The sequence below is a fragment of the Staphylococcus sp. LKG3-1 genome (genome assembly GCF_048568385.1).
GTDB classification, from domain to species: Bacteria; Bacillota; Bacilli; order Staphylococcales; family Staphylococcaceae; genus Staphylococcus; species Staphylococcus saprophyticus.
Map to the genome: position 1 here is coordinate 2,562,410 of NZ_CP183796.1, position 14,714 is coordinate 2,577,123.

Annotated in this window: 33 protein-coding genes; all 33 read left to right on the forward strand. The window is 33.6% G+C overall.

Translation table 11 applies throughout. The features are described from left to right. Nucleotides 1–3 precede the first annotated feature (3 nt). The 33 genes from ACM595_RS12660 to ACM595_RS12820 all read left to right on the forward strand — a co-directional run bounded on the left by ACM595_RS12660 (nucleotide 4) and on the right by ACM595_RS12820 (nucleotide 14,711). Complete coding sequence (locus ACM595_RS12660; RefSeq protein WP_419744320.1) at nucleotides 4–321, forward strand: DUF771 domain-containing protein; 318 nt, start codon at nucleotides 4–6, stop codon at nucleotides 319–321. Nucleotides 322–333: 12 nt separating this feature from the next. Beyond that, nucleotides 334–540 (forward strand): hypothetical protein, encoded by a 207-nt coding sequence (locus tag ACM595_RS12665; protein WP_419744321.1) that lies wholly within the window; start codon nucleotides 334–336, stop codon nucleotides 538–540. Between the two features lies 1 nt (nucleotide 541). Continuing rightward, the gene (locus tag ACM595_RS12670) at nucleotides 542–700 is read left to right on the forward strand and encodes a hypothetical protein (protein WP_174605023.1); all 159 of its coding nucleotides are present in this window, start codon (nucleotides 542–544) and stop codon (nucleotides 698–700) included. 76 nt (nucleotides 701–776) lie between these two features. Then, nucleotides 777–1,268 (forward strand): siphovirus Gp157 family protein, encoded by a 492-nt coding sequence (locus ACM595_RS12675; RefSeq protein WP_145441197.1) that lies wholly within the window; start codon nucleotides 777–779, stop codon nucleotides 1,266–1,268. Beyond that, complete coding sequence (locus ACM595_RS12680) at nucleotides 1,269–1,913, forward strand: ERF family protein (protein ID WP_145441195.1); 645 nt, start codon at nucleotides 1,269–1,271, stop codon at nucleotides 1,911–1,913. It begins immediately after the preceding gene. Next, a complete protein-coding gene (ssb, locus tag ACM595_RS12685) occupies nucleotides 1,910–2,350 on the forward strand; it encodes a single-stranded DNA-binding protein (protein ID WP_419744322.1) in 441 nt (146 codons plus the stop codon). The genes ACM595_RS12680 and ssb overlap by 4 nt, the downstream gene beginning before the upstream one ends. 13 nt (nucleotides 2,351–2,363) lie before the next feature. Next, nucleotides 2,364–3,032 (forward strand): putative HNHc nuclease, encoded by a 669-nt coding sequence (locus ACM595_RS12690; RefSeq protein WP_174605022.1) that lies wholly within the window; start codon nucleotides 2,364–2,366, stop codon nucleotides 3,030–3,032. Between the two features lie 35 nt (nucleotides 3,033–3,067). After that, on the forward strand, nucleotides 3,068–3,295 hold the full coding sequence (locus tag ACM595_RS12695) for a helix-turn-helix transcriptional regulator (protein ID WP_419744323.1): 228 nt from the start codon (nucleotides 3,068–3,070) through the stop codon (nucleotides 3,293–3,295). Next, on the forward strand, nucleotides 3,267–4,055 hold the full coding sequence (locus tag ACM595_RS12700; protein WP_069796340.1) for a phage replisome organizer N-terminal domain-containing protein: 789 nt from the start codon (nucleotides 3,267–3,269) through the stop codon (nucleotides 4,053–4,055). Before ACM595_RS12695 ends, ACM595_RS12700 begins: the two co-directional genes overlap by 29 nt. An 11-nt stretch (nucleotides 4,056–4,066) precedes the next feature. Beyond that, nucleotides 4,067–4,852: an ATP-binding protein gene (locus ACM595_RS12705; RefSeq protein WP_069796339.1), complete on the forward strand. Its 786-nt coding sequence runs from the start codon at nucleotides 4,067–4,069 to the stop codon at nucleotides 4,850–4,852. After that, the gene (locus tag ACM595_RS12710) at nucleotides 4,849–5,010 is read left to right on the forward strand and encodes a hypothetical protein (protein ID WP_256107960.1); all 162 of its coding nucleotides are present in this window, start codon (nucleotides 4,849–4,851) and stop codon (nucleotides 5,008–5,010) included. Before ACM595_RS12705 ends, ACM595_RS12710 begins: the two co-directional genes overlap by 4 nt. Then, complete coding sequence (locus tag ACM595_RS12715; protein ID WP_069796338.1) at nucleotides 5,011–5,232, forward strand: DUF3269 family protein; 222 nt, start codon at nucleotides 5,011–5,013, stop codon at nucleotides 5,230–5,232. A gap of 10 nt (nucleotides 5,233–5,242) precedes the next feature. After that, nucleotides 5,243–5,686 (forward strand): RusA family crossover junction endodeoxyribonuclease, encoded by a 444-nt coding sequence (locus ACM595_RS12720; protein ID WP_069796337.1) that lies wholly within the window; start codon nucleotides 5,243–5,245, stop codon nucleotides 5,684–5,686. Further along, on the forward strand, nucleotides 5,646–5,849 hold the full coding sequence (locus tag ACM595_RS12725) for a hypothetical protein (protein WP_069796336.1): 204 nt from the start codon (nucleotides 5,646–5,648) through the stop codon (nucleotides 5,847–5,849). Before ACM595_RS12720 ends, ACM595_RS12725 begins: the two co-directional genes overlap by 41 nt. Before the next feature lie 13 nt (nucleotides 5,850–5,862). Beyond that, the gene (locus tag ACM595_RS12730) at nucleotides 5,863–6,243 is read left to right on the forward strand and encodes a hypothetical protein (RefSeq protein ID WP_419744324.1); all 381 of its coding nucleotides are present in this window, start codon (nucleotides 5,863–5,865) and stop codon (nucleotides 6,241–6,243) included. After that, complete coding sequence (locus ACM595_RS12735) at nucleotides 6,244–6,966, forward strand: DUF3310 domain-containing protein (protein WP_419744325.1); 723 nt, start codon at nucleotides 6,244–6,246, stop codon at nucleotides 6,964–6,966. It abuts the gene before it with no gap. Then, nucleotides 6,967–7,272, forward strand: coding sequence for a DUF1140 family protein (locus tag ACM595_RS12740; protein WP_419744326.1), 306 nt, complete (start codon nucleotides 6,967–6,969; stop codon nucleotides 7,270–7,272). Nucleotides 7,273–7,570: 298 nt separating this feature from the next. Then, nucleotides 7,571–7,756 carry a Lar family restriction alleviation protein gene (locus tag ACM595_RS12745; RefSeq protein ID WP_061050556.1) on the forward strand — a complete coding sequence of 62 codons (186 nt, stop codon included), beginning with the start codon at nucleotides 7,571–7,573 and terminating at the stop codon, nucleotides 7,754–7,756. A 5-nt stretch (nucleotides 7,757–7,761) separates the two neighbouring features. Next, nucleotides 7,762–7,971 carry a hypothetical protein gene (locus ACM595_RS12750; protein ID WP_419744327.1) on the forward strand — a complete coding sequence of 70 codons (210 nt, stop codon included), beginning with the start codon at nucleotides 7,762–7,764 and terminating at the stop codon, nucleotides 7,969–7,971. Nucleotides 7,972–8,029: 58 nt separating this feature from the next. After that, complete coding sequence (locus ACM595_RS12755) at nucleotides 8,030–8,170, forward strand: hypothetical protein (RefSeq protein ID WP_419744493.1); 141 nt, start codon at nucleotides 8,030–8,032, stop codon at nucleotides 8,168–8,170. 6 nt (nucleotides 8,171–8,176) lie between these two features. Next, a complete protein-coding gene (locus ACM595_RS12760) occupies nucleotides 8,177–8,452 on the forward strand; it encodes a hypothetical protein (protein ID WP_419744328.1) in 276 nt (91 codons plus the stop codon). 14 nt (nucleotides 8,453–8,466) lie between these two features. Continuing rightward, nucleotides 8,467–8,805 (forward strand): hypothetical protein, encoded by a 339-nt coding sequence (locus ACM595_RS12765; RefSeq protein ID WP_150873668.1) that lies wholly within the window; start codon nucleotides 8,467–8,469, stop codon nucleotides 8,803–8,805. Further along, nucleotides 8,806–9,030, forward strand: coding sequence for a hypothetical protein (locus ACM595_RS12770; protein WP_419744329.1), 225 nt, complete (start codon nucleotides 8,806–8,808; stop codon nucleotides 9,028–9,030). It begins immediately after the preceding gene. Beyond that, nucleotides 9,020–9,205 carry a hypothetical protein gene (locus tag ACM595_RS12775; protein WP_419744330.1) on the forward strand — a complete coding sequence of 62 codons (186 nt, stop codon included), beginning with the start codon at nucleotides 9,020–9,022 and terminating at the stop codon, nucleotides 9,203–9,205. Before ACM595_RS12770 ends, ACM595_RS12775 begins: the two co-directional genes overlap by 11 nt. A 1-nt stretch (nucleotide 9,206) precedes the next feature. After that, nucleotides 9,207–9,431: a hypothetical protein gene (locus ACM595_RS12780; RefSeq protein ID WP_419744331.1), complete on the forward strand. Its 225-nt coding sequence runs from the start codon at nucleotides 9,207–9,209 to the stop codon at nucleotides 9,429–9,431. Then, nucleotides 9,428–9,964 (forward strand): dUTP diphosphatase, encoded by a 537-nt coding sequence (locus tag ACM595_RS12785; protein ID WP_419744332.1) that lies wholly within the window; start codon nucleotides 9,428–9,430, stop codon nucleotides 9,962–9,964. Before ACM595_RS12780 ends, ACM595_RS12785 begins: the two co-directional genes overlap by 4 nt. A 39-nt stretch (nucleotides 9,965–10,003) precedes the next feature. Beyond that, complete coding sequence (locus ACM595_RS12790; protein WP_419744333.1) at nucleotides 10,004–10,318, forward strand: hypothetical protein; 315 nt, start codon at nucleotides 10,004–10,006, stop codon at nucleotides 10,316–10,318. A gap of 4 nt (nucleotides 10,319–10,322) precedes the next feature. Beyond that, complete coding sequence (locus tag ACM595_RS12795; protein WP_419744334.1) at nucleotides 10,323–10,604, forward strand: DUF1381 domain-containing protein; 282 nt, start codon at nucleotides 10,323–10,325, stop codon at nucleotides 10,602–10,604. 2 nt (nucleotides 10,605–10,606) lie between these two features. Beyond that, complete coding sequence (gene rinB, locus ACM595_RS12800; protein ID WP_128424744.1) at nucleotides 10,607–10,738, forward strand: transcriptional activator RinB; 132 nt, start codon at nucleotides 10,607–10,609, stop codon at nucleotides 10,736–10,738. Nucleotides 10,739–10,853: 115 nt separating this feature from the next. Continuing rightward, nucleotides 10,854–11,294: a transcriptional regulator gene (locus tag ACM595_RS12805; protein ID WP_129334821.1), complete on the forward strand. Its 441-nt coding sequence runs from the start codon at nucleotides 10,854–10,856 to the stop codon at nucleotides 11,292–11,294. A gap of 174 nt (nucleotides 11,295–11,468) precedes the next feature. Further along, nucleotides 11,469–11,903: a helix-turn-helix domain-containing protein gene (locus tag ACM595_RS12810; protein WP_129334822.1), complete on the forward strand. Its 435-nt coding sequence runs from the start codon at nucleotides 11,469–11,471 to the stop codon at nucleotides 11,901–11,903. After that, entirely contained in the window at nucleotides 11,884–13,164 is a 1,281-nt protein-coding gene (locus ACM595_RS12815; protein ID WP_419744335.1) for a PBSX family phage terminase large subunit, read from the forward strand. Before ACM595_RS12810 ends, ACM595_RS12815 begins: the two co-directional genes overlap by 20 nt. A gap of 11 nt (nucleotides 13,165–13,175) precedes the next feature. Continuing rightward, a complete protein-coding gene (locus tag ACM595_RS12820; protein WP_419744336.1) occupies nucleotides 13,176–14,711 on the forward strand; it encodes a phage portal protein in 1,536 nt (511 codons plus the stop codon). Nucleotides 14,712–14,714: the final 3 nt, after the last annotated feature.

Below are 14,714 nucleotides of genomic sequence, written 5' to 3' on the forward strand. Positions count from 1 at the left end.
TAAATGACACAAACTATACAAGTAACAGCAACGTTACCAGATGATCAAGTCATTGTGTCTAAAGTTTGGTTGCAAGATCTTATTGATAACCAACCCATTAATATGACTTTAGCCGAAGTAGCAGCGACATATCCAACTACTAAGCAATGGATTGTAGAAAACATCATAAATGATGATTATTTCAGAAGAAAAATAGCACCGTTTAGCCAATTTGTTAATCCAGATGGAAAAGGAAAATATTTATTTAATCGTAAAAAAATGCGCAAGTTTTTACAAGATTACGATGAAGAAATAAAAGCAAGAGTTAAAAAGAAAAATTAAAGGAGGGATAACATGGATAAAGCAATAGAAAAACGCATTCAAGAATTATCACTGATGACTAAAGGAAGTTATAAGGATATTAAAAAAGTTACTTCAATAGAATTTGTGAGAACACCTTTTGTTAAAACTAAGCATAATTACTTTGTTTTCATTGATAACTTAAAAAGTAGTGAAATAAATCGCATGCTTAATCAATTTTTTCTATGTAAGGAGGGATAACATGAAACACATTTTAGCATGGTTAACAGCAGTTTTATCTACAGCACTATTTGCAATGGTTACGTCAGATTTTCATTACAGCATAGTATTTAGCGTTTTAAGTTTTATCGGAAGTTACGCATTCTGGAATAGTTATTACGCACAAAAAAAAGACCGCTAAGCGCGCCAACGCTTAACAGTCGAGTATTTATAAAAATTAACAACTTAAATATACACAATCTTAGGGGGATTAGTCAATGAGCAATATATATCAACTATCAAGCGATTATTTAACTGTGCTGAATATGATTACCCAAGAACACGAAGAATTAGATCAATCATATATAGATACGTTAGAAAGTATCGATGAAGCACTAGAAGTTAAAGCAGACAATTATATCAAAGTGATTAAATCACTAGAAAGTGATAATGAAGCAATAGACGAAGAAATTAAGCGTTTAAGACAACGTAAAACAACATATGATGCGCATATAAAACGTATGAAAGAATCATTACAAAACATGATGGAAGATACAGGTAAAACTAGATTCAAAACAGCATTGAATAGTTACAACATTCAAAACAACCCGCCAAGTTTAAATGTAATAGATGAAAAATTAATACCAAAAGATTTTTGGTTATCACAAGCACCTAAATTAAACAAAAAAGTTGCACTAGCTGAATTAAAAGAAGGTAAAGAGATTCCTGGTGTAGAAGTGAAACAAACTAGAAGTTTGAGGGTGAGATAAATGAATAAATCGGAATCAATAACAAAAATCAATAAGGCGTTAGTAGAATTTCACAAACAAGTAAAGCAGCCAATGAAAGATGCCAAAAATCCATTTTTCAAAAGTAAATATGTGCCACTTGAAAATGTTGTAGAAGCTATAGACGAAGTTGCACCAAGTCTAGGATTATCTTTCACACAATGGGCTTCTAATGATGCTAATGGTCGTGTAGGTGTTTCTACAATGCTATTGCATGAAAGTGGCGAATATATTGAATATGACCCTGTTTATATGAAAGCAGATAAAGAAACGGCACAAGGTGCTGGGGCATTAATTAGTTATTTAAAGCGTTATTCATTATCGGCAGTCTTTGGAATTACAAGTGATCAAGATGACGATGGTAATCATGCTAGTGGTGTGAACAACAAACCACAACAAGTTAAACAAAAAAGCTCACCAGTACAAAGACCTACAGATAAGCAAAAAGAAGAATTAACTAAGGCAATAGAACTATTCATTGGAGTTGCAGTTGAAAACGGAAAATCCGAAGAATATAAAACTCAAATAACTAAATTGCAAAATGTTAATGTAGCTGAATTAAGTTCAGAACAAATAGCACGTACACACAAATCAATAACTAATTGGATAAAGGAGATTGAACAATGATAAACAGAGTCGTATTAGTAGGTAGATTAACAAAAGATCCAGAATTTAGAACAACACCATCTGGTGTTAATGTTGCGAATTTCACATTAGCAGTTAACAGAACATTTACAAATGCACAAGGCGAGCGTGAAGCAGACTTCATCAATGTAGTTGTTTTTCGTAAACAAGCAGAAAATGTAAACAACTATTTATTCAAAGGTCATTTAGCTGGTGTTGATGGTCGTATACAATCACGTAGTTATGAAAACAATGAAGGTAAACGAATATTCGTTACCGAAGTAGTAGCGGACAGTGTTCAATTCATGGAACCTAAATCACAATCTAAAGGGCAATCTCAACAACAAGGTGGACAAGCTAAGTCACAACAATTACCTGATAAGGATAACCCTTTTGCTAACGGTAACGCAGATATAGATACGGACGATCTCCCGTTCTGATTGGACTGATTAAATGCCAATAATCAAATCATACATCCAACAAGATGATGGCACAATAACTGCTGTCATCGAGGGTGTGACATTAGATAATAAAGACTTTCTACTACTAGATAACGGATTAGAAGTTGAATGTGACGTAGCGATTCACGACCCTTACAAAATCACAGGTAAACAACGTCGGAAAATATTCGCGATGGTACGTGACATATACGATTATTACGGACAACCAATGGACTATTTAAGATATATGTTTCAAAAGCAGCTTGAGTTTTTGAATGGTTATGAACCCATATCTTTAAGTAACTGCAAAAGACGTCAGGCAAGCGAATTAATCGAGTTGATACTTGATTTTGTATTCGATAACAATATACCCATGAGAATAGCCACAAGTAACCTCATGACGAACGATAGGTATTTCCTATATAAATCTACCATAAATAGAACTTGCGTCATATGTGGCGCGCCAAATAGCGATTTAGCACATTATCAAGCAGTAGGTAGAGGACGAAACAGAAATAAGATAAATCACTACGGAAACAAAGTGTTAGCACTATGTAGAAAACATCATAACCAACAGCACGACATGGGAATGAGTAGTTTTAATAAACTACACCATTTAGAAAATGCTTGGGTGGAAGTAGATGACAAATTAAATAGCATGTTACGAGGTGAGAAACAATGATAGCAAGACCACTGAATCACAAGGATAAGTGCTTAATGGGTCATAGAATAGCATTTCTTAGAATAGACTCAAATCAAACACAATCCGTATTCGGTAAGAAATACGACGTTAACAGATTAGCAGTTATCAGATGGGAAAACGGTGTACACATACCGAGAATGAATGTATTAAAACAAATGGCAAAAGATTATAACACAACAGTTGAATGGATCTTGTACGGAGAAGGTGAGAAAGATGGGCGAAGTCCAATGGATAAAACTTAAAGTTGGCATGTTCGATGATAGCAAGATTAAGTATATAGAGGCATTACCCGAGAGAGATACGATAATTACAATTTGGGTTAAGTTGCTAACACTAGCTGGCAAGTATAACGAACAAGGTTATATTATGTTGTCGGAAAACTTACCTTATAACGCAGAAATGTTATCGAATGAATTCAATAGACCACTTAATTCAGTGAGATTAGCGATACAAACCTTCCAGAAATTAGGAATGGTTGAAGATGTAGGTGCATTAAGAATTACTAATTGGGAGAAACACCAAAATGTCGAAGGTCTTGAAAAAATAAGACAACAAACACGCGAAAGAGTACGTAAACATAGAGAACAAAACAAGTTAAACAATAGTAACGTTACAGTAACGCAAGGTAACGCAACAGAAGAAGAACTAGAACTAGATAAAGAATTAGAACTAGAAGAAGAAGTAAAAACATTGTCGGGCAACCCGACTACACATCAACCACACTATCAACCAATCATTAACTATCTTAACGAAAAAACAGGCAAGCACTATAAACACACTACTAATAAAACACAAACTGTTATTAAGGCAAGATGGAATGAAGGTTTTACAGAAGATGATTTCAGAAAAGTCATAGATAACAAGGCAGCTGAATGGAAAGGAACAGATATGGAAAAGTTCCTAAGACCAGAAACATTATTTGGTAATAAGTTTGAAGGTTATCTTAATCAACAAGTAAGTAATAAGGAATCAGATGATAATCCTTATGCCAATCTATTTTAGGGAGTGAGTAAATGAATCCCTTTGAGAATATAGCAAGTAAAGTTGGATTTAAAAATAATATTACTAAAGAAGAATATGGATTGAAATGTGATAAGTGTGGACGTACTTATGACTATTACGAATTTGATAACGGTCAAGTAGTTAAAGATGGTTGTGACTGCGAAATGATTGAGTTAGCTAAACAACGTAAGGCAGATTTTGAGAAACGTAATAAATCTGCAAAAGCTAACAGTATATTTAAGAAATCAATTATTAATGATGATCTATCGCAATGTACTTTTGATAATTACAAAGCTACTAATGAAGAATTAGCAAGAGCTAAAGCATTATGCGAGAGATACGCTGACAACTTCAATTTAGATAACAAGCAATCATTGCTATTGCAAGGTTCATTTGGTACTGGTAAATCACACTTATCAATGTCTGTAGTAAAAACAGTTAGGGATAAAGGTTATTCAGTATTGTACATGAATGTACCACAACTTATTTCAACTATAAAAGGTACCTATAACAAGAACACCAATCTTACTGAACAAGAATTGAATCACATTATAAGCGAAGTAGACTTAATGGTGTTTGATGATTTCGGTATAAACATGAATGAGTTTGCGACAGGTAAGATGTTCGAGCTTATTGAATCAAGAGTAGGTAAGCACAACATTTATACTACTAACCTAAATGCACAAGAATTAAGTAAAAATAAAGACGCGCAGCGTATCTTCAGCCGAATGATGTCTAACACAACATTAATTAAAATGGATGGCGAAGATTACAGAATGAGAGGTATCAAATTTTGATTACCAAACAATTTATTAAACAAAACCTTGAGTGTTCAGATGTATACGCTCAGAAACTCATAGACTATGCTCAGGGCGACGATAAAGTGTTGTATGACCTATTTATCCAAAAGTTAAATCAACGCCGAAATACACCGGCTATACGTGAGGTTAAGTAAATGATAAATAAAAAATATTTCTTATATAGAGATAACGATGAAAAAGTTATATCAGTTGTTCCACTAGAAAACGGATTGAACGAAGTAGGCAATATCACTGGTGCTTACTTCGGTGGTCCAACTAAAGAAATGACAGACCATGAATTGATGTATTTTAAATCAGTACACAATTTATATTACGAGCAAGAGCTAGGCAGTCAGTTGAATATATTTGATCTATAGGAGTGAGGACATGGAAACAATCGAGTTAAAAGTAGATGTACCTATGTCATCACCTAGACCACGATTCAGGAACGCGGGTAAGTTTGTACAAACCTATATGCCTAAAAAATATACAGACCATAAGCAAAGCCTTAGATGGCAAATGCCAATGTCAATGATAGATGAGCCAATTAAATTAACAATTGAATTTTATTTCCCATTACTAAAGTCGTGGAGTAAGAAAAAACACATTGCAATGGTAGGGCAATATAAACGAACTAAACCAGATATAGATAATTTAATAAAAACAGTATTAGATGCAGCAAACGGTCACTTGTGGAATGACGATAATCAAATTGTAGAAATCAGAAGTTTCAAAAAATATGCAAAAGAACCAAAAATCATAATGCACATAGAAATAGAAGGTGATTCCAATGGAACAAACAATCACACTACAAATCAAAGTGGAAGTTGAACAAGAAGTAACAGTACCTGTGGCAGACAATTACGATTTGGAAGAAATAAGTAACAGTGAAGCAAATAAAGTAGCTGAGAAATATAAAAATAACCCAGAGTTACTAGGATTTGAAGATATTAAGTTCAGACAAGTATCAGACGTACAAGTTAAGGATTATTAGGAGGACAAATAATATGCCAACAAGAATGGAAAAGGTTAAAGATGATAAAGGTAATTTGAGTTACGTAATGCTTGATGGAACAGATGAAATACTAATAGATGTGGACGATTACAAAGAGGCCAAAAGTATGAAGTTAACTGATACTGTAATCAGATATCAAGCTAGAAAAGGTAAACGTCAATTTAGAAATTACATTAGAAAATATGACCAACGTCAAGGTGTGGAGAGACTCACTGCAGAGGACAGAGAACGTGAGGAACGTAGACGAGATAAGTTAGATGCTAAACAACGTAAAGAGCAAGAACGTTTACAGATGATTGAGAAACATAGAGTGAGTAGCAAGTGGTTTGAGCATTTATGTGAAAATGACATATTTCCGAAAGTGGTGAAGTAGATGAAAATTAGAGATTTAAAAATAGGTAACTACGTTGTTGTGAATGACTTAGGTGCAGGTAAATATAGCAGTGGTATGCGTGTGATAGGTAAAGTGGTTAAGATTGATCCTTGTGGTAATTCTGCGATTATCGAATCACTACCTAAACACAGATATGAAATCACAGACTTCAACGACTTTGATTTGTGGACTAAGAGTATTGAAGATAAGACGGAACATATTGGATTTGATAAAGAGAATACTGAGAAATCTCGAAAATTATTATCCAACGACTTACAACAACGTAAGCGTAAGGATGAAAATGTAGCGTTATTTAAAATTAAAGATTTAAAAGTCGGTTACAAAATTAAAATATTAGGCGACAACATGTCAGGCGAGGTATCTAAAATAGCCAATAACGGTAAATCTGCCGAAATAAAAGTAGATGATGGTGTGTATAGAGATATAACTGATAATAATGATTTTACAATAATAGAGTGGAACGCAGTGACAGAGTACGCAGACGACACAGTAAACAGTCCTTCACATTATATGTTAGGTAATCACGAGGTTAAGGATATTGTTTCACTTGTAGCAGATAAATATCACAAAGGTTCTGTAGCACATAACATTGCTAGTGCATTGGAGTATCAAATGAGAGCGCCAGAGAAGAATGGGCTTGAAGATATAAAGAAAGCTAGAAAATGTTTAGATTTCGCTATTGAGAATTGGGATGTGAAGTAAATGACACCTAACGACATACTACTAAAAAATTCTGACTTGATTGTTAAATCATTATTTCAAAGAGCTGATAGAACATATAAACAATTCTTGAAATATAGTAACACAAGTTATGAGGCAGAAGTTGGTACAAGTAGATACTGGAAAGCAGTGGCTGCCACTGAACAGACGCAGAGAGAAATAAAAGGATTAATTGGACAACTTAAAGCAATGGACGAATATACACAGTGGAGTGAGAAGTTACACCAAGACAGATATAAGTTTGTTGAGAAGTACGACATAGTAATGGAGAAATATAAATTATCATGATGCTATCAGAAACTATCAAAGTTAAATACAAAATTGATACTAAAGGCAGAAATACTGTCGAAATGGCAAAGCTACTAAGAGATTGTGGAGTTAAAGGATTCTTATACTCTCTTAATCCGCGTAGCATTGTCATGGCAGTGTTGCCAGAGGACAAGGAACATAACAGGAAAGTTTTAAATGAATTGAAAGGACTGGTGGAGTAGATGAGTAAAGAAATTTCATGGCTCATTGCTTTCTGGCTAGTAGTTAATTTGATTACGTATATAGTTTTTACAATCGTATAAAGGAGTGATGGCGAGTGGAATTATTAAAACCCTGCCCCTTTTGTGGAGGTCGTGCAGATTTAAGTTATAGTTTCGACAAAGCTTTAGTTGAATGTACTAACACTAAATGTAAATTACAACCTTCTACATGGTTACACGTTAAAACAGATAGCGTAGATAAGTTAGTTAAGATATGGAACACACGAAATTACGAGGAGTGATTAAAATGGCTACAGATAAACAAGTAAAGTATGTTCAATCATTACAAGCACAGTATTATGACAGCGATATATCTGAAGAAGGTATGTTATCAAAAACTGAAATAAAGATGATGAGTAATGAAGAAGTGAGTAATAAAATACACGAACTCAAAAAAGAGATAGCACAAGATGAACTGTTTAATGAGTGCATGAGTTATGGATTACCTAATCAATAAGGAGTGATGGCGAGTGGATTTAATCAAACCTTGTCCGTTTTGTGGAGGACAAGCGGATATGAGATATAGTTTTGATAAAGCATTGATTGAGTGTTCAAATACCAAATGTAAAATACAACCTTCTACATGGTTGCGAGTTGAAACTGATAGTGTAGATAAATTAGTTAAGATATGGAATACACGAAATTATAAGGGGTGATGGCGAGTGATACCGAAACACTTTTTCAATGACGTTAGGTTAACTGAAAGCAGCATTAAAAAAGCTAGAAAATACTTTTATGATGGCTCTTTAAAAAGAATTGATGAGGTGTTGAAAGGCGAGACATTTCTAAATGATGAAAACGATGTAAAAGATTTTATCGTGTTTGAATTAAACAATGCTAAAAGCACTTTATTAGGCGATAACGACTACAAACCTTATTTTTTACAACATGCGTACTACATTCAGACGGGTGAGAGTTTATCTCTTATGTACAATTAAAGGAGTGATGGCGAGTGAGAAAAGCGACTAAACAAGAACTAGAAGATTTTATCAGAGTGAACGATTTTGGTGTCGATGGTATATACGATAAAGATAGTGCTATCAAACATTTTAGAAATGCTAGTAAACAATTCAAATCAGAACTCAACCAATACAAACAAGCGTATCAGCACTGTGTAGATGATTTAATCGTCTTGCGTGCGAATAATAAACGATTGGAACGAGAAAACGCAGAACAACTCGCATTACTGAAACAGTTTAGAAAGCTCATAGATTATAAATTAACACTGCATCAAGGCAGTTCAATGTATAGAGAATATCGAAGTAAATTAGATCAGTTGGGGGTTAAGTAGATGGTGTATAAAGATATGGTATTAGGAACGTTAACACAAACAGCTATTGATGAGCGTGATAATGTTTATTTCAAAATGGCACAGGAAGTTGAAGAAGTCTATCGCAAAGCAAAGGCGTATGACAAATTAGTTGAATTCTATCCACAAAAAGATGAAATACCAAGCGATGAATTTTTTATGATGATGGGATATATCATTAAGGAGCGTGCAGACGATGAAAGATAATTGGCAGAAACTAAAAGATGAACTACGTGAGATGTTCATTTACGGTTACCACTTAGAAGAAGGAACACCTAGTAAATATATGAATGAAGCATATGAAATTGTATTTAAAAAGATATGTGAATTAGACGGCACAAACGATTTTAGCAACTTACTTTCGGATTTGGAGGAGAAGTAGGATGGCACATGTTTATGAGCATCATATGGGTGGAGTATATTTCTCGGAAGATTATGACGAGAGTTATTTGAAAACATGCGAACAGTGTTTTGATAGCGACCAGTATTTAGGGTTTGCATATAGCTTACCTCAATTAAAAGCTATGTTAAGAGAAGGATCGTATGCAGAGGATTACATTAAAGAAGTGTGTAACAAATATATTAAATTCACGGAGGACGAAAAATGACTAACACAATTACAGTAGATCAATTAAAAGAATTATTGCAAATACAAAAGGACTTTGACAGTAGAATACCGACACTTAATTTACAGGATAGCAAGGTAGCGTATGTGGTTGAGTTCTTTGAATGGTTTAACACATTAGAAACGTTTAAGAATTGGAAGAAAAATCCAGGTAAACCATTAGATGTACAGTTAGATGAATTAGCAGATATGTTGGCATTTGGATTGAGTATTGCAAATCAAGTAGGAGTTTCATCAGAAGAGATAAAAGAAGTGGTTGAATCAAGTTTTAAAAACAAAGAATTTCACAACATGTTTAATTTTAAAGATAAAGAATTTGCTCAAGATGCAGTTGTTAGCACACCGCAGATAATATTCAAAGAAATTTATCCCGACCAATTGGCAATTGTTATAGCGATAGACATAGCTTACAACTTATATACTATCAACCAACTTATTGACGCATACAAAAAGAAAATGGAGCGTAATCATGCAAGACAAGACGGAACAGCAGACACAGACAAAGGCTACGTGTAATAAAGACATACTTCAAAAAGTTAAGGAAGTGTTGAGGAAATGAACACAATCGAAATATACAGTAAAGACGATGTTTTATGCGGTTATTCGTATCACATAGATAAAATCGATATTCTTCCGTTAAATGGTGGTTATATTAAATATATTGAACATTTTCCAGGTGGAACATTAGGTAACAAGATAGAGCCATTAAACCAATGCAAGTTATTTTCAAAAGAAGAAATGAGTATCGTAAATGGCGCACCAGCATTTAAAGATGATGGGAAATATTACCATTTACCCAAACAGTGTTATGAAATTTATGAAGGTAAAGAACAAACGCCAATGACTTTAAAGAAATTATCGGAGGAGTGACACAATGCAATTCCTAGTACGCAAAACACACCACACTACAGGCGAAACATTCCTTGATGTAACTAAAGCACGTGAGAATGAAAAGTTTACTGTGGTTGAAGCAGAGAGTAAGGAAGAGGCGGAGAAAATGGCAAAGAAACCTAAAGGATTATTAAGTGTAGTACCTTCTAGTTTTAATAACGGTCCAATTAGCAGAGCGTTAAAATCTTATCATAAAATAGAGAGTGGTAGATATTCACCTAAACCAGAACTAGCACCGATACCACCAAGAAAGGACAGTGAGTGAATATGAAAATACTTAAAACACTACTAATCATTACCCTATACGAACTAAGCAAATACGTTACGAATGAAATTATTATTAAATTACAAGCAAACGATGATATAGATCAGCCGAAAGATTATGAGGAGGAGAAGTAATGATTAATATACTTATTGTATCTATACCGTTGTTGGGATTAGCTTATATAAGCTATAAAGGAAAACGACAAGAAGATGATAAAAGAAATTGCTTTGAAGATGAGGGGGTATAAGCGTGAGTAAAACAGGCTACGATATTAAACCAGGAACATTTAAGTATGTTGAATCTGAAATATATAACCTAAATAAAACCAAGCAAGATATTAAAAAATTACGCATGGAGATACTCAATCCAATGAGTACACAAGATGATAATATTGTATACGGTCCGCTACAAAAAGGTGAGCCTACACGTACTACAGAAGTAATGGCAACTAAGTTAATGACTAACAAAGTGTTAAGAAATTCAGAAGAAATGGTGCAAGCCATTGAATATGTATATAGTAATATGGAACCGACATACAAAGAAGTGATACGAAAGAAGTATTGGGATAATAGCACAAAGCATATGAAGTTAGAAATATTAGGTGATGAATGTAATATGCACCGTAATACAGTATCTAACATTCGTAAAAAATTTGTAAGAGCAGTAGCACTACATGTGGGATTAAAGTGAAGGTTGTGCGTTGATTGTGCAAACGACCTACAAAACGGTGTTAATATAGTAATGTAAACAAATGTAGTTTACGCATGAAATTTCTCCTTTGGCCTATCCGGTAGCACACTGGGTAGGTTTTTTATGTAGGAAAATAAATTAAACGAGCATATCGTGAAAGTGGTGATATATGAGATGGCTAGAAAAGGTTTATATGAAAAATTAGATATTAAAAGTAAGTTGACGTTAGTTGAAGGTTGGAAACGTGATGGATTAACTGATGAACAAATTGCCAAAAATTTAGGTGTATCTAAAGACACTTTGATTAAGTGGAAAAATGAAAAGCCCGAATTTTTCGAGTCCATAAAAAAGGGTAAAGAAGTTTCTGATTATGAATTGGAAAATGCGTTGCATAAACGAGCAACTGGCTATTACTATACAGAAGAAACTGCATTACCTAATGGCAAGGTTGTAACTACTACGAAATATGAACATGCGAATCCAACATCATTAATTTTTGCACTTAAAAACAGATTGCCTAAAAAATATCGTGATAAGGTCGAACAAGAAATCACTCAACGTAATTACGATATCGTGATTGGGGATTATGATGATGAGTCCGAAAATTAGGTTTGATAAACCACAAAAGGTATTCAACAAAAATATATACAACGTACTATTGAATTACGATAATTTCACTGAAGTTCATTATGGTGGTGGTTCAAGTGGTAAATCACATGGTGTTATTCAAAAGGTAGTATTAAAAGCTATGCAAACATGGAAACATCCCAGACGTATATTATGGTTAAGGAAAGTACAATCTACAATTAAAGATAGTTTGTTTGAAGATGTGAAAAGTTGTTTGATTGATTTTAAATTGTGGGATGACTGCCAATGGAACAGGACTGATAACAAAGTAGTGTTACCGAATGGATCTACATTCTTGTTTAAAGGGTTAGATAACCCAGAAAAGATAAAGTCTATAAAAGGTATATCAGACGTTGTTATGGAAGAAGCGTCTGAATTCACAATGAATGACTACACACAATTAACACTGCGTTTGCGTGAACGTAAACATGATAAAAAGCAAATATATTTAATGTTTAACCCAGTGAGCAAACTCAATTGGGTTTATAAGTATTTCTTTGAACATGGGGAAGAAATGGAAAATGTGTTGATACGTCAGTCAAACTATAGGGATAATAAGTTTTTAGATGACATTACTCGTGAGAACTTAGAACTACTAGCAAAACGTAATCCAGCATATTATAAGATATATGCGTTAGGTCAATTTGCTACGTTAGATAAATTGGTATTTCCTAAGTACGAAAAAAGGTTACTTAACGTAAGTGAGTTAAGACATTTGCCTTCATACTTTGCTTTGGACTTTGGTTACATCAATGATCCAAGTGCTTTTATTCATGTGAAGATAGATAAAGACAAAAAGAAACTATATATCGTCGAAGAATATGTTAAAACTGGGATGTTAAATGATGAGATAGCGAAAGTTATTAAACAACTCGGTTATAGCAAAGAAGAAGTGACTGCCGATAGTGCTGAACAAAAGAGTATAGCCGAAATTAGAAAGTTGGGTATTGAAAGAATTGTACCTACTAAAAAAGGTAAAGGCTCAATTGTTCAAGGTTTACAGTTTTTACAACAGTTTGAAATCACTATTGACGAGCGTTGTTTTAAGACGATTGAAGAATTCGATAACTATACATGGAAAAAAGATAAAGACACCGAAGAATACACCAATGAACCAGTAGACACATATAATCACTGTATTGACGCCCTACGTTATTCTGTAGAGCGTTTTTATAATAGACAAAATACACAGAAGAAACGTACAGGTAATAGCATTAAAAATATTAAAGCAATGGGATTATAAGGAGGGTGCAAATGGCACAGGTTAATAACTTTGAAAAAGATATAGAATATCGTGCGCATCGGAATGCAATATATCGTAGGGATGCAACAGAATTATATAGTTATGAAGGAACAAGTGAAGATTTAATTGATGATAAGGCACAAATAAGTAAATTCATTCGTCATCATATAGAAGCACAAGCACCTAGACTGAATATGTTGAATGACTATTATGAAGGTTTGAACTTTAACATTATGCGTAATCAACGACGTTTAGAAAAGCATTTAGCTGATAATAGAGCATCCCATGACTTCGCGTCATATATTGCTGATTTCATTAATGGTTACTTTTTAGGTCATGCGATACAAGTACAAGCAGATAAAGATAATGCGCAAAAGACATTGGATCAATTGCATGATATAAACGATATAGATACACATAATAGATCTATTGGATTGGATTTATCAATATATGGGCGTGCGTTTGAATATGTACTTCGTAGTGAAGATGATGAAGTAAGAATATATAAGAGTGATGCTCGTAATACATTCGTTGTGTATGATAATACAATTGAACAAAACAGTTTGATTGCAGTTAGATATTGGGAAGCTGCTCGAAACAAAGATGATGTACAAGGTGAAAACATTATATATAACATAGATGTTATTACGCCAAACGCGACACATTTCTATAAAGGTTCTGTTGTTACCAATTTTGAATTATCAGAACGTAAACCAAGCGAACCACATTCATTTAATCGTGTAACAATTACTGAATTTATGAATAATGAAAAACGTCGTGGTGACTTTGAAAAAGTTATTCCACTAATCGATTTATATGATAATGTTCAATCTGATACAGCTAACTATATGAATGATTTAAACGACGCAATGCTTTTAATTAAAGGTAATGTGGATTTAGGTGATGAAAATTTAGTTAAGTTACAAAAAGAAGCCAACATCTTCCACTTAATCCCACCAGAATATCAAAAAGATGATATGAGCGTAAATGAAGGTAATGTAGATGCAGAATATATTTATAAACAATATGATGTATCGGGTGTTGAATCATATAAAAATAGAATTAATGACAATATACACATGTTCACAAACACACCAGACATGACTGATGAAAATTTCAGTGGTACAACTTCGGGTGAAGCAATGAAATATAAATTATTCGGATTAGAACAAAGGGCAGCAATTAAAGAAGGGTTGTTCAGAAAAGGTTTAAGACGTCGTTATAAGCTGGTAAGTGAAATCATGGGTATTAACAGGGAAATTAATGCAGACGACCTTAAAGACCTTGTATTTACGTTCACACGAAATCTTCCTAAATCAATCAAAGAAGATATGGAAATGTATTTAAGTGCGGGTGGCAAGTTAAGCCAATCAACACTTATGACATTAGTTTCGTTTATCGATAATCCACAACAAGAGTTAGACAAGATTCAAGATGAAGAAGATAAGGAAATAGAGCAATCCGATAAGCGTATGTACAACGAACAATTTACACAAGATCAACAGTCAGAAGGTATAGATGGCAACCAAGAACAGAAAGAAGGTTGATAA